Origin of the sequence: Natronosalvus halobius, assembly GCF_024138145.1 — an archaeon.
Taxonomy (GTDB): domain Archaea; phylum Halobacteriota; class Halobacteria; order Halobacteriales; family Natrialbaceae; genus Natronosalvus; species Natronosalvus halobius.
Genome location: NZ_CP099997.1, coordinates 98,753 through 111,307, shown reverse-complemented (window position 1 = coordinate 111,307; position 12,555 = coordinate 98,753). Strand labels below are relative to the sequence as shown.

The window sequence follows — 12,555 nt, the reverse complement described above, 5'->3', positions numbered from 1 at the left end:
TTTACCAGTGGCCTGTCAGCCACTGGTTCTGTTAGTATAATCATAACAACGAGTATTTATGCACTGATTTAGTAGGATCGTAACAACAGAATGGTACCCCCAGCAGTTCGAGACGAAAGTGGAGGCCCGAGATGAGTCTCGCCGATCGCATCGCCGGAACGATTACGAGCCACAGCAAGGCGGTGCTCGTGGTCATGCTCGTGCTCACGCTCGTGGTGGGTGCCGGCGCACCGATGGTCGACGACGACTCCTCGCTCGGGCAGTTCGAGAGCGAGTCGCCGGAAGTCGCGGCGTCGGAGTACATCGCCGAGAACTTCACTGTCGAAGGCGCCGAGAACACGACGACTGTCCAGGTGATCGTGCGTGGCAACGGCGAGAACGTCCTCTCCCGGGAGTCGCTGATCGACTCGCTTCGCTTCCAGCAGGCGCTTCGCGAGAACGAGTCGATCAACGCGACTCTTGCCGACGAAAACGCCATCACCGGCGTCGAGAACATCGCTGCGATCACTCACATTCGAAGCCAGGAGGCCGCCGAACTCGCCGAACGCGGCGCCGAACTCGAGAATCGAAGCCAGCAGCTCAACGAGACGACCGAACGTCTCAACGAGTCGCTGGTGACCGTCGTTGGCCTCGAGCGCGAGTACGCCGCCCTCAACGCCTCCTACGAAAACGGCGAGATCGACGAGGGAACGTACGAGGAGGAATCGGCCGCAATCGAAACCCAACTCGAGGAAACCACCGACGAAGCGACTGCGGACCTCGAGTCCGAGCAGGCAGCGACCTTCGAGGCAACGGTCAAGGACCTCCGTGCTGTCGTCAACCAGGAGGCCCAGCTCGAACGCCAGTACGAGGCTGACGAGATGGGCGACGAAGCCTACGAGACCCAGTCCGCCGAACTCGCCGAGCAACGCGAGGGACTGTTCGAGCAGGGCACTGCCGGCGTGCTCGCCGACGAGTGGGCGCAACTCGAGGAGGATAGCGAGGCGCTCCAGGCGGACCAGGAGGCCCTCCAGACCGCCGACCAGCCATCGCTCGAAGAACAGATCGAGGCCCTCGAGGGACTCGACGACGACGAGTACGAGGAGTTGATCGCGGACGTCCTGTCCGACGACGGCGAGGACACCACCGCGCTCGCGTTCATGCCCGCGGAGTACGAACCGGGCGACACGTTCGCCGAGGCGCGAATGCTATTCGTCACCCAGAAGTCCGAGGGTGGCGGCATGGCCGAGATGGGCGGTGGCGGCGGACCCGCGCTCGACGCCCAGCTCGACATGCAGACGCTCGCGAGCGAGCACGACGGGGGAGAGGAGTACCTCATCTTCGGTGCGGGCGTCATCACGGACGAGATCGATCGATCGATGGGCGACAGCCTGGCTATCGTCGGGCCGCTGGCGCTGCTGTTCGTCGTCGCGGCGCTGGCTATCGCCTATCGCGACCTGATCGACATCGCGCTGGGCGTCCTCGGCATACTGCTGGTACTGGTCTGGACGTTCGGCTTCATGGGCTGGGCCGATATCGCGTTCAACCAGATGTTCGTCGCCGTGCCCGTGTTGCTGATCGGGCTCTCGATCGACTACGCCATCCACGTCTTCATGCGCCACCGCGAGCAACGCGAAGAAGCGGGAACGACCGACGACGTCCGCGGGTCGATGCACATCGCGCTCGCCGGCGTCGGCGTCGCCCTCGTCTGGGTAACCGCGACGACGGTCATCGGGTTCCTCTCGAACCTCATCAGTCCCATCGCGCCCATCCGCGAGTTCGGCATCGTCAGTTCGTTCGGCATCGTCGCGGCGCTGGCCATCTTCGGCGTGCTCGTCCCCGCCGCGAAGGTCGAACTCGACGCTCTGCTCGAATCCCGCGGATTCGACCGGCGGAAACGGGCGTTCGGAACGGGGAGCGGTTGGTCCAGCGAGGCGCTCACCTTCGGCGCCACGGCCGCACGCAAGGCACCGCTCGTGATCCTCGTCGTAGCGCTCCTGTTGACCGCAGGTGGGGTATACGGCGCGAGCCAGGTCGACACCTCCTTCAGCGAGGAGGACTTCCTCGCGGAGAGTCCGCCCGCCTGGACCGAGAACCTGGGGCCGTTGAGTCCCGGCGAGTACACCGCCAAGTCCAACCTGGATTACGTTAACGACCACTTCCAGCGCCAGGACGTCCGCGCCCAGGTTCTCGTCGAGGGCGACGTGACCGACCCGGAGACGCTCGAGCGCCTGGACGCGGCCGAATCCGCTGCCGCCGCGAACGAGGACGTCGTCTACGTCCTGCCAAACGACGAGGCCGACGTCTCCGGTCCGCTGTCGACCATGCGCAAGGTGGCCGCCGAGAACGAGTCGTTCAACGAGACGTTTACCGCCGCCGGCGGGGGGCCCGACTCGGTGCCGACCGAGAACCTCGAAGGCGTCTACGACCACCTGCTCGAGGTCGAACCGTCGGCCGCCCAGTACGTCTACCGGACCGACGGTGGCGAGTACGAGGCAGTCCAGTTGTCTATCGCAGTCCGGGGGAACGCCGACCTCGCGGACGTCACCGCGGAAATGCGCGCCATCGCCAACGACATCGACGACGGCGGCACCGACTCTCGCTGGACGGCGACTGCCACCGGCGACCCGATCGTCAACTACGTCGTCGAGAACGACCTGATGCAGACCGTCCTGGAGAGCCTGCTGATCACGCTCGTCGCGGTCGTCGTCTTCCTCTCGGTCGCGTACTGGCTGACGGGGAAGGGTGCGACGCTGGGCGTCGTGACGCTGCTGCCGGTCGCGCTCGCGGTCAGCTGGATCCTCGGCTCGATGTACCTGCTGGGAATGTCGTTCAACGTCCTCACGGGGATGATCACCAGCCTCACGATCGGGTTGGGCATCGCCTACAGCATCCACGTCAGCTCCCGGTACATGCTCGAACTCGAGCGCCACGGGAACGTCTGGACGGCCATGGAAACCACCGTCACTGGCACCGGCGGCGCCCTGCTGGGCAGCGCCGCGACGACCGTCGGCGGCTTCGGCGTCCTCGCGTTCGCCATCCTGCCGGTCCTGCGCCAGTTCGGGATCATCACTGGGCTGACGATCATCTACGCGTTCCTCGCGAGCGTCATCGTCCTCCCGACGCTCCTGGTGCTCTGGACGCGCTACCTCGGTCCCGACCTGTCGAGCGCCGACTGGTCGACCGATCGGCCGACGCCGGCCAGCGATGGGGGCCACGAGGCCAGCGACGGCGGCCACGAGGCCAGCGACGCGACCGCCGGAGGTGACGACGAATGAGCGCGCCGACCGAGAACGACGCCATCGAGTCCTTCGAACGACTCGGACTGACGAGCTACGAAGCCCGGGTGTTCATCGCGCTCCAGCAACTCGGCTCGGGTACCGCTCGAGACGTCGCGAGCGTCGCCGACGTCCCTCGATCGCAGGTCTACAGCGTGGCCGAGAGCCTCGCGGACCGAGGTCTCCTCGAGATGCAACAATCCAGTCCCATCCGGTACCGACCGGTGAACCTCGAGGAGGCACGCTCGATCCTTCGCTCGCGCTTCGAGTCAGAACAGGAACGGGCCTTCGACTACGTCGAGCGTGTCCAGGAGGAACCCGGGGGCGGGGAAGAACAAGAGGACATCTGGACGGTTCGCGGCCGAGCGCGCATCGACGACCGCGTGGTCGACCTCTGCTCACGCGCCGAAGCGCGCATCATCTTCGGTGCTCGACTCCCACCCCTCGTCACCGACGAGATCGAGCAACTGCTCGAGAACGGTGCTGCCGACGGGCTCGAAGTGACGGCCGTGAGCGCCGCACCCGAAGTCCGGTCGCGGTTCGAACGACTCGAGGGCATCTCGGTGTTCGAGTCCCCGGAACATCGCCAGGCCGACGATCGGTCGGGACGGATCCTGATCGTCGACGACCAGACGATTCTACTCAGCGTCGTCGATGACGACGGGGGCGAAACCGCCATCTGGAGTGCCGACTCGCTGTTCGCCTCGGTGTTGATCCAGTTGATCGAGGCCAACAGCGAAGCGCGCGGACGGGCGGAGTAGACGATCGATCGCGATCGGTCGCCCAGTCCCGATCAGTCGATTGACCTCGATCAGGTCACTCGCTTCCCGAAACGACAGTCCGAAACACAATCCGTTTTACTATTCGAATCGAGCCTGTGATCGAATGGTCAGCATCGAAGCGCGGGTCGACGCCGGTTCGAAGCCGAACGAGGACCTCGCCTGGCACGGGGAGAACACGGTCGCAATCCTCGACGGGGCGACCGGGCTGGGTAACCAATCGGTCACCGACCGGGAGTCGGATGGTCGGTGGTACGTCGAGCGCCTCGCCGAGGAGTTGTCGAGTCAATTCGAACGGGATCGGGACCTCGAGACGGTCGCCGCCGAGGCGGTGGCGTCCGTTTCGGACGACTTCGAGAAACTGCGCAGAGCCGAGACCGTCGCGCAACACGAGCGCCCCTCAGCGGCCGGTGTCTGCTGTCGGTGGACCGAAGATAAACTCGAGTACTTCGTTCTCGGCGACTGTACGCTCATCGTCCGGAGTGAAGACGGCGTAGACGTCATCCGCGGAGAAGGGCCTCGCGAACTCGATCGACGCGTCATCGACACGATGGTCGACATCCGTAACGAGGCCGGTTCGATCCCGCACGACGCGCTCCTCGAGCGCGTTCGGCCCATGCTCGTCGAGCACCGGGCGCGACAGAATGAACCCGACGGCTACTGGACGTTCGGGCTTGACCCCGCTGCTACGTCGCGGGGTCGATCGGGAACGTACGACCTGGCGACGCTCCGCGACGCCCTCCTGTTCACCGACGGCTTCGAACCGCTCTGTGAACTGTACGACGCCTTCGAGGGCTGGAAACAGGTGCTCCGATACGTCGACGACAACGGACTCGAGAGGGCGATTCGGCTCCTCCGAGCGTTCGAGAACGCCGATCCGGGCTGTGAGGCGTTTCCTCGGCTCAAACCCTCGGACGACGTAGGCGTCGTCGCACTCTCGTTCTGATTAGTGGTCCCCGGCCGCGAGCACGACGTCTTTGATCAACTCGGCGGCGATCGGTATCGCCACTGCCTGAACGAGCGCGAACGAGAGGTCGTCGATCGTGCCGGTAGCCCAGAGGTACAGTCCGAGGAGGGGAACGACGGCGAGTCCGTAGATCCAGTTTCGGCCGATTAGGCCGGCCAGTCCGGGACGGTGGGCGTTCTCCCAGGCTCGATCGAAGTATCGCGACAGCAACCGGTAGACCGTCGTCTGGTCGCGTCCCCGGAGCAGAATCGAGGAAACGCCGCGTTCTCGCCCGAGTTCGCGGACGAACACGCGATATGTGCACTCCTGATCGTTTCGCGAGTGGACGAGCAACCCGAAGAAGTGGGCGTCCTCGCGTTCGCGTATCAACCGATAGGTGAGCGTTCCCGCGGACTCGGCGTGTTCGCGCTCCAGCCGTTCGATCGATCGAATGCCGGCTTCGATCTCCTCGCCGACCCGAGGTCTCTCGAGTTCTACACCGAGATCGGGATGCAACAGGGTGATTCGTACGTCGACGCCGTTCTCGAGGGCCTCGCTCAGCGATTCTTCGAGAAAACCCGGAATCGTCTCGAGGGAGAACGCGGCGAGACACAGTTCGGTAACGCCGGTGTACGCTTCCCAGTCCAGATCCCGCTTGAACGTCTCGGTTCCCCGCCGCGACGACGCCTGCGAGATGACGTCCGCCCGTCGCTCGACGCGCTCGTCGGCGAGGCGATGCTCGAGGTCGTCGGCGATGGCCTCGAGCGCCATCGCGCGCGCTTCGGTCCCGTTCTCGCGGATCCACTCGATCAACCGATCGACGAACTCGCCGTCCGCGATGGGTTCGAGGAACGGGCCGTCGGTTTCGTCCTCCGGATCGACGTCCGCGAAAAGCCCGCGCTCGACGAGGGAGTGAATCGCCGTCTCGATTTCCGAGGCGTCCGCGGCCAGGTCGTTTCGAAGTGTCTCCGGCAGGAGCGTCGGCCGGGTCCCGGGATACTCGAGAACTATCCATGTCAGGACGTTCGTCTCGAGCGCGGGTAACACCCCCTCGAAAACGTCGGCCAGTTCGCGGCGCAACGCTCGCTCGTCGGGCGCTCTGAGCATTACACGGCCTCCGCGATGGCGCGTTCGAGGTCGTCTCGCTGGGATTCGTCGAACCGACCGCGATGGTCTTCGTACACGGCTCGAACCCCTCGATCGAGGAAGTCGTCGATGCGCTCGAACTTCGCACACTGATCGTCCCACTCGAAGACCGTCTCCTCCTGTGGGCCCGCGGTCGTCGAGACATCGACCGTCGCGTACCGCGCCGATTCGAGCGCCCGGACGGTGATCTCCCAGTCGGCCAGCCACCCGCTGTCGGTCGGCAACGCGTCCGGAACGGCCTCCGCCCTGAAGCCAAAGGCCCCGGGCTGACAGTCGAAGGTCGGATCGAGGTCGGCCGTCGCATCGGGGCCGGCCGCTTCGAACGCACAGAGCGTCTCCAGGCGTTCGAACGGCAGCCTGTCGACCCGGTCTCCGTTCACCTCCATCCAAACCGACCGTGCACGTCGCTGGGGGATCACCACGTCAGCACCCGTCTCCTCGAGGCGATCGAAGATGCGAGCGAGCGCCGACGGCGGATACTGCCCGTCACCGTCAGTGACGAGACAGGGGTCGCCAAGCTCCGCTGCGAGTCGCATCGACGTCCGGCGGGCACGCCCGAAACCGAGTCGTGAGCGAGAGACGAGCGTCGAATCAGCGTACTCGGGGGCGGTCGGATCCTCGGGCGCGTCGAGAACGAGCACGAACCGTGCGTCGAGCACGTCTCCAACTCGTTTCGCCCAGGCCTCGTTCGGGCGCTCGTAGGCCATCGCCGCGACGACGCGTTCGTCAGTCATACTGTGAGACAGGCGCACTCGAGGTCATGAACGTTCTGGCCCTGGATGCCGCCGTCCGTGCTGTCAACCGCCTCGAGCTAGCTCGTCAGGCGTACTCGAGCGACGTCATGGATACCCTCCCCCTCCTCCACATCCACATCCACATCCACATCCTTCCTCATCCACATCCTTCCTCATCCGATTGATGGGTACCGCAGGCCACTCATTCGAGGCGATACCGCAACAACGCCGCGATGCCACCGAGGTTCGAGAGCTGTTCGCCCGGCGGGAACTCGCTCGAGAAGACCGTCACGTCGCCGCCTTTCTGCTCGGCCGTCCGGACGACGTCGTCGACGTTTACCGACCAGTCGCCCTCAGGACCACGTTCCTTGCGGAGCTTCTCGTCCAGGACGAGCAGTCGCTCGATGGCGCCGTACTCGGCGGCCTGGGCGACCGCCTCGGGACCGTAGGCTGCTTTCGCTCCCTCGGCAATTCGCTTCGTGAGTTCGTCGATGTAGGCCGCCTCCGACTCGATCCGGGTCTCCTCCTGGACGTCCGCCACGGCGCCGCGTTTGAGCACCTCGTGGACGCCGCGGTCGCCGACGCCCGCAGTGTCGACCATCGTTATTTGTTCGGCAACCTCGGGGTGATTGCGCTCGAGGTGCTTCAGCGCGTCCTGTTTCGTGAAGCCGGGCCCCGCGAGGATGATCGCGTCGACCTCGAGCCGTGAGAGGATGGTCCCGAGTTCGGCGAACAGTTCCGAGCGGTCGCGGGCGTACTCGCCCTTCCCGGTCGGACCGGTGATCGACGCCCGTTCCTCGGTCCCGTACTGGGCGACTGTGTGGACGTGGGCCTCGCCCTCCTCGACGGTCGCGATGGCGACGTCGGGGTTCTCCGTGGCCTCGGCGGCCTCCTCGAGTCGCTCGTTCTGGTCGGGCTTGAACCGCTTGTCGATCGAGAGTTCGTCGCGGGCCTCGACGTTCAGCGTGTGGTGAAAGCCCAGCTGGTCCTCCCGGGAGCAGGCGACGATCTCGCCGCCGACCCGGAGGCGGTTGGCGAACTTGTGGAACTCGACGTCGTCGATGGCGATGGCGACCCACATGTGTTCGCGCTCGCCACCCGTATCGCGCATCTGCTCGTCGTCCCGCTGGATGCGCCGGGTGGTGTCGCCGGCGACGCGGTCGCCCGGCTCGAGGACGTACTGGAGGTGCCAGAGGTCGTCGACGCTCTCGGGGACGACCGTCACCCGCTCGCGCCCGCCCTCGAGGGGCTCGCGACTCTTGATCTGCATACTCCGTGATGAACGCCGATGGGGTAAGTGACCTGCGGTCGGCCGCGGTCCGGTGTCGACGCTGTTCCGAGCGGTTCGAGTACGCGTTCTCGATAGCTGTCAACTGACTATCGAGGGTAGGACGACGATCCGTTCCTGGACGGTGAAAAACAGCGTCGGTGGGCCGCGAAACCGACGAACAGTAGTCGTCGCGATTAGAACGCGTCGCCCTCGAACGATGCGTCGGCGTGGAGACTGTCCTTCAGCGCGTCGTGAACCTTGCAGAGTTCGAACGCGCGGTCGAGAATCTTCTGGCCCGTCTCGTCGTCGACGTCCGCCTCGACGCGGATGTCGAAGGCCGTCGACTCGAGTTTGTCGTCGTCGTTCAGGTCACCGGAGACGTCGATCTCGATTTTCCCCAGTTCCTCGACGCCGCGCTGCTGACCGCCGACGCGCAGGGCGGGGACGTAACAGGAGCCGTAGGCCGCGAGCAGGCTCTCGAGCGTGTCTGGGGCCCCCTCGCCGGTAGCGTCGATGTCGACGCTGAAGTCGCGGACCTCGTTCGTCGCGGCGAATCCCTCCTCGGAGATGGTGGTGACTTCTTTCGTCATTGCACATCGACGAACGTGCTCGCCCGGGGTAAACGTTGTTTTCTCGATCGAGGGTCGGAGTCCGCTTCGAGGTACGATCGGTCGGCTCAGAGGTCGAACGTCTCGTCGCCCTCGAGAGCGACGACCTCCGCACTGCTCCCCGCCGCTTTCACCTCACGAGCGAAGTCGTCGGGGTCCTGCTCGATCGGCGGGAACGTATCGTAGTGCATTGGGAGGGCGTAATCGACATCGAGCCAGTCGGCCGCGATGGCGGCCTGCCACGGCCCCATCGTGAAGTGGTCACCGATGGGCAGCGCCGCAGCGTCGGGCTCGAGGTACGGGCCGATGACCTCCCGCATCTCGGTCATGAGGCCGGTGTCGCCGGCGTGGTAGAACGTCGTCGACTCCTCGTCTTCGACCTGGGTCGGCTTCGTGTCCGAAATGACGAATCCGGTGGGCATCCCGGCGTCGACGTCGTACTCGGTCATGATGCCGTTGGTGTGGTCGGCGCGATGCATCGTGACGAAGGCGTCGCCGCACTCGACGGTGCCGCCGATGTTCATGCCCATGCCGCCGACAGCATCCTCGAAGCCGAACTCGTCCTGGCAGTAGGAGACGAGTTCCGGAGTCGCCACGAGCGTCGCCTCCGAAAAGGCGCCGGCGTCGGCGATGTGATCGGCGTGACCGTGCGTGAGTAACACGTAGTCCGGTGTCTCGAGGTCGTCGGCCTCGATGTCCGTCTTCGGGTTGTCGAAGAACGGGTCGATCAGCAGGTCGGTACTGCCGACAGTGACGTGCCACGTCGAGTGGCCGTGCCAGGTGAGCTCCATTGCGGGTCGACCTACTCGCGTTGTCGGCATAAAGGTGGGCGCGAGCGCTGCCGGCTGGTTCCGCCCATCGACCGCGGATGCGTACGATCACCAATGTTTATGTGGCGATGTGCTCGATAGTCGGTGACCGCACTGCTGACACACCACGCGGTCAAAGCGATCAGGGAGATGGGGACTGCCGGTTCGCGCGAATCGGTATCGAAACACGGCAATACCGTGTCTTTTATCGACGCGACTGATCAGTCGACGGAGGAACGAGCCCGGACGTGGGTCAGACGAGTACCACACCGTCAATCATCAATCTTTACAGCGGTCGCCACGAGGGTACAGCGTATGCTCACCCTCTCGCTCGAGGACTTCATGATCGAACTTAAGGATGGCTCGTTGAAGAACGTCGGCCCGACGAACAAGTCCGCAACCGCGAAACTGTTCGACGTCTCCAGCGCGGAGGCCCGCGAGTTTGGTGACAAGCGTGTCAAACTCGTCTTCCAGGACGACGACGGGAACGAACTCCAGGCCGCGCTCTTCCCCGAGGACGCTCGCGCGATCGCAGACGACCTCGAGGCACTCGAGGCGGAATCGCCGGTCTTCGAGGAGTGATCACGCCCACGGCTATCGATTTCGGCGAGAAATTCGCGCCATCACGACCCGAGTGGATTTCGACAACCGTTTTAGGACGAACCTGCTTGTGAGAAGTAGATGGGTACCTGTATCATCTGTGGCAAACCCGTCGACGACCACGTGTGCGAGTTCCACGAGGAGGACGTCGCCTTCGAATTCGAAGGCACCTCCGCATCGGAACTCGTCACCTCCCGGTACTACCGGGGTTCGGTCGACGGCTACGCTGACTTCGGTCTCTTCGTCGACATCGGAGACCACGTCACGGGTTTGCTCCATCGAAGCGAGCTGGATCGTCGCCTCGAGAGTCTCGATCTCGAGCCCGGCGATCCGGTCTACGTACAAGTATTGGACGTCAGAGACAACGGCAACATCGACCTCGGGTGGTCGATCCGCCAGGACGACCGCGAGTTCCGCGGGAAGGTCATCCAGACCCCCGACGGCAACGTTCTGCCGGACGAGCGAGCCGACGACGGTGGCGAGTCCACTGACGAATCGAACGATACGCGGTCGAGCGGTACTGCCGACGTGTCGGCAGACGTCGCCACCGAGACGACGTCGAGCGCCGACGAGCAATCGACACCGGCATCTATCGCTGCATCGACCTCGACCTCGAACGACGACGCTGGTCACGGCTCGGATTCGACCTCGAGTTCGAGTTCGAGTTCGAGTTCGAATTCGGACTCAAGTTCAGACTCGACTTCGAGTTCGGGATCGAGCGCCAACGCGGCAACCGCAACCGAGGATGCGACGCCCTCGACCCCACTCAACCGGGCCACGATCGACACGATCGAGAACCAAGTCGGGTCCGTCGTCCGTCTCGAGGGCGAGATCACGGGCGTCCGCCAGACCAGCGGCCCGACGGTCTTCGAACTCAGCGACGAGACCGGCACCGTCGAGTGTGCCGCCTTCGAAGAGGCCGGCGTCCGCGCCTACCCCGCCGTCGAGATTGGCGACGTCGTCACTCTCGATGGCGAGGTCGAACGTCACTACGGGGACCTCCAGATCGAAACGGAGACCCTCGAGGTGCTCGAGGACGAGGACCGCGAGACCGTCACCGAGCGACTCGAGGACGCCATCGACCAGCAGGCGCGCCCGACCATCGTCGCCCCGCTCGTCGACGACCCGATCGTCGAGACGGTCGAGGACGAGATCGTCGACGCCGCGACGGCCATCCGCCGTGCGGTCGTCGAGGCACGCCCCATCGTCGTCCGCCACAGCGCGACCGCCGACGGCTACGTCGCCGGCGCCGCCCTCGAGCGTGCCATCCTGCCGCTAATCGAGGAGAAACACACCCGCGACGACGCCGTCTACCACTACGTCGAGCGCCGACCGCTCGACGGCCACGTCTACGACATGGACGCCGCCACGGGCGACGTGACCTCGATGCTCGAGGCTCGCGACCGCCACGGCGAGCAGTTGCCGCTGATGGTGCTCGTCGACGCCGGATCGACGACCGACTCGCTCGACGGCTACGAACTGCTCGACATCTACGGCGCCGACCGACTCGTGATCGACGGCGGTCGCGCGGACGCCGACGTCACCGACTCGGTTTCGGTCGCCGTTTCGCCGTCGCTGGCCGACGGTGACGCCGATGCCGATGCTGACCGCTCGGCGATCACCACGACCACACTCGCCGCGAACGTCGCCGCCCACGTCAACGACGATGTGCGCGCCGACCTGGAACACCTTCCCGCCGTGAGTTTCTGGGACGACGTCCCGAAATCCTACGCCGATCTGGCGGAAAACGCCGGCTACGACGCCGAGGCCTGCACCGAGCGACGGGAGGCCGTCGCCCTCGAGGCGTACTACCAGTCCTACAAGGACAAGCGCGAACTCGTCGCCGACTTGCTGTTCGACGGCGCCGGCGACGGCGATCTCGCGGCTCACGTCGCCGCCCAGTTCCGGGCCAAGCTCGAGACGGAACTCGAAACGGCCCGGGAGAACCTCGAAATTCGCGACGTCGACGGCCGTTCGGTCGCCGTGATCGACACCGCAGCGTTCATCCACCGCTTCGACTTCCCGACGACGACGCTGTTGCTCGACGAACTCCACCGACGGAGCGAGGAATCGGTCACCCTCGGCGTCGGCGAGGACGAACTCTACGTACGCTCGGACGACGACGTCGACGTCCGCGAACTCGGTTCGACACTCGAGACCACCGCCCCCGATGCTGGCATCACCGTCGTCGGCGGGCGCGACGGCTACATCGAGTTCCTCTCTGGCGAACGCGAGACCGTTCGCGAAGCGGCGCTCGAGGCGCTCGGCGAGTCGCTCGCGTAAGTCGGTTTTTCTCGTCTCGTCCGGCTCGAGCGGTACTGAATACGAAAAGGGGGTGTAGATTCTTGACTCGGTGAAATTCAGGTCGGGTTCAGGGCCACGTCTAACGAACGCCAACCCTCTTCC

At 65.0% G+C, this 12,555-nt stretch carries 11 protein-coding genes; 6 read left to right on the top strand and 5 right to left on the bottom strand.

The window, feature by feature from the left end:
* Nucleotides 1–131 precede the first annotated feature (131 nt).
* The 3 genes from NGM15_RS00550 to NGM15_RS00540 all read left to right on the top strand — a co-directional run bounded on the left by NGM15_RS00550 (nt 132) and on the right by NGM15_RS00540 (nt 4,982).
* Entirely contained in the window at nt 132–3,257 is a 3,126-nt protein-coding gene (locus NGM15_RS00550) for an MMPL family transporter (protein ID WP_253433882.1), read from the top strand.
* Nucleotides 3,254–4,018: a TrmB family transcriptional regulator gene (locus tag NGM15_RS00545; RefSeq protein ID WP_253433879.1), complete on the top strand. Its 765-nt coding sequence runs from the start codon at nt 3,254–3,256 to the stop codon at nt 4,016–4,018. Before NGM15_RS00550 ends, NGM15_RS00545 begins: the two co-directional genes overlap by 4 nt.
* A gap of 124 nt (nt 4,019–4,142) precedes the next feature.
* The gene (locus NGM15_RS00540) at nt 4,143–4,982 is read left to right on the top strand and encodes a protein phosphatase 2C domain-containing protein (protein ID WP_253433876.1); all 840 of its coding nucleotides are present in this window, start codon (nt 4,143–4,145) and stop codon (nt 4,980–4,982) included.
* On the opposite strand, the gene NGM15_RS00535 is transcribed toward NGM15_RS00540, so the two are convergent.
* Both NGM15_RS00535 and NGM15_RS00530 read right to left on the bottom strand, forming a co-directional pair.
* Nucleotides 4,983–6,089, bottom strand: coding sequence for a hypothetical protein (locus NGM15_RS00535; protein WP_253433874.1), 1,107 nt, complete (start codon nt 6,087–6,089; stop codon nt 4,983–4,985).
* On the bottom strand, nt 6,089–6,862 hold the full coding sequence (locus NGM15_RS00530; protein ID WP_253433871.1) for a glycosyltransferase family 2 protein: 774 nt from the start codon (nt 6,860–6,862) through the stop codon (nt 6,089–6,091). Before NGM15_RS00530 ends, NGM15_RS00535 begins: the two co-directional genes overlap by 1 nt.
* Before the next feature lie 26 nt (nt 6,863–6,888).
* Here NGM15_RS00530 and NGM15_RS00525 point away from each other — a divergent pair, with 26 nt between their 5' ends.
* Nucleotides 6,889–7,047 carry a hypothetical protein gene (locus tag NGM15_RS00525; protein WP_253433868.1) on the top strand — a complete coding sequence of 53 codons (159 nt, stop codon included), beginning with the start codon at nt 6,889–6,891 and terminating at the stop codon, nt 7,045–7,047.
* Nucleotides 7,048–7,064: 17 nt separating this feature from the next.
* On the opposite strand, the gene NGM15_RS00520 is transcribed toward NGM15_RS00525, so the two are convergent.
* The 3 genes from NGM15_RS00520 to NGM15_RS00510 form a co-directional block, all read right to left on the bottom strand.
* Complete coding sequence (locus tag NGM15_RS00520; protein WP_253433866.1) at nt 7,065–8,132, bottom strand: mRNA surveillance protein pelota; 1,068 nt, start codon at nt 8,130–8,132, stop codon at nt 7,065–7,067.
* Nucleotides 8,133–8,326: 194 nt separating this feature from the next.
* Nucleotides 8,327–8,722 (bottom strand): OsmC family protein, encoded by a 396-nt coding sequence (locus tag NGM15_RS00515; protein WP_253433863.1) that lies wholly within the window; start codon nt 8,720–8,722, stop codon nt 8,327–8,329.
* Nucleotides 8,723–8,808: 86 nt separating this feature from the next.
* Nucleotides 8,809–9,531: a metal-dependent hydrolase gene (locus NGM15_RS00510; RefSeq protein ID WP_253433861.1), complete on the bottom strand. Its 723-nt coding sequence runs from the start codon at nt 9,529–9,531 to the stop codon at nt 8,809–8,811.
* Nucleotides 9,532–9,864: 333 nt separating this feature from the next.
* Between NGM15_RS00510 and NGM15_RS00505 the strand changes: the two genes are divergently transcribed.
* Nucleotides 9,865–10,131, top strand: coding sequence for a hypothetical protein (locus NGM15_RS00505; protein WP_253433859.1), 267 nt, complete (start codon nt 9,865–9,867; stop codon nt 10,129–10,131).
* A gap of 99 nt (nt 10,132–10,230) precedes the next feature.
* Nucleotides 10,231–12,432 carry a DHH family phosphoesterase gene (locus NGM15_RS00500; protein WP_253433856.1) on the top strand — a complete coding sequence of 734 codons (2,202 nt, stop codon included), beginning with the start codon at nt 10,231–10,233 and terminating at the stop codon, nt 12,430–12,432.
* Nucleotides 12,433–12,555: the final 123 nt, after the last annotated feature.

Bases quoted from the DNA above. Each gene is read 5' to 3' on its own strand.
- NGM15_RS00550 (WP_253433882.1), top strand. From the start codon at position 132: ATGAGTCTCGCCGATCGCATCGCCGGAACGATTACGAGCCACAGCAAG.
- NGM15_RS00545 (WP_253433879.1), top strand. From the start codon at position 3,254: ATGAGCGCGCCGACCGAGAACGACGCCATCGAGTCCTTCGAACGACTC.
- NGM15_RS00540 (WP_253433876.1), top strand. From the start codon at position 4,143: ATGGTCAGCATCGAAGCGCGGGTCGACGCCGGTTCGAAGCCGAACGAG.
- NGM15_RS00535 (WP_253433874.1), bottom strand. From the start codon at position 6,089: ATGCTCAGAGCGCCCGACGAGCGAGCGTTGCGCCGCGAACTGGCCGAC.
- NGM15_RS00530 (WP_253433871.1), bottom strand. From the start codon at position 6,862: ATGACTGACGAACGCGTCGTCGCGGCGATGGCCTACGAGCGCCCGAAC.
- NGM15_RS00525 (WP_253433868.1), top strand. From the start codon at position 6,889: ATGAACGTTCTGGCCCTGGATGCCGCCGTCCGTGCTGTCAACCGCCTC.
- NGM15_RS00520 (WP_253433866.1), bottom strand. From the start codon at position 8,132: ATGCAGATCAAGAGTCGCGAGCCCCTCGAGGGCGGGCGCGAGCGGGTG.
- NGM15_RS00515 (WP_253433863.1), bottom strand. From the start codon at position 8,722: ATGACGAAAGAAGTCACCACCATCTCCGAGGAGGGATTCGCCGCGACG.
- NGM15_RS00510 (WP_253433861.1), bottom strand. From the start codon at position 9,531: ATGGAGCTCACCTGGCACGGCCACTCGACGTGGCACGTCACTGTCGGC.
- NGM15_RS00505 (WP_253433859.1), top strand. From the start codon at position 9,865: ATGCTCACCCTCTCGCTCGAGGACTTCATGATCGAACTTAAGGATGGC.
- NGM15_RS00500 (WP_253433856.1), top strand. From the start codon at position 10,231: ATGGGTACCTGTATCATCTGTGGCAAACCCGTCGACGACCACGTGTGC.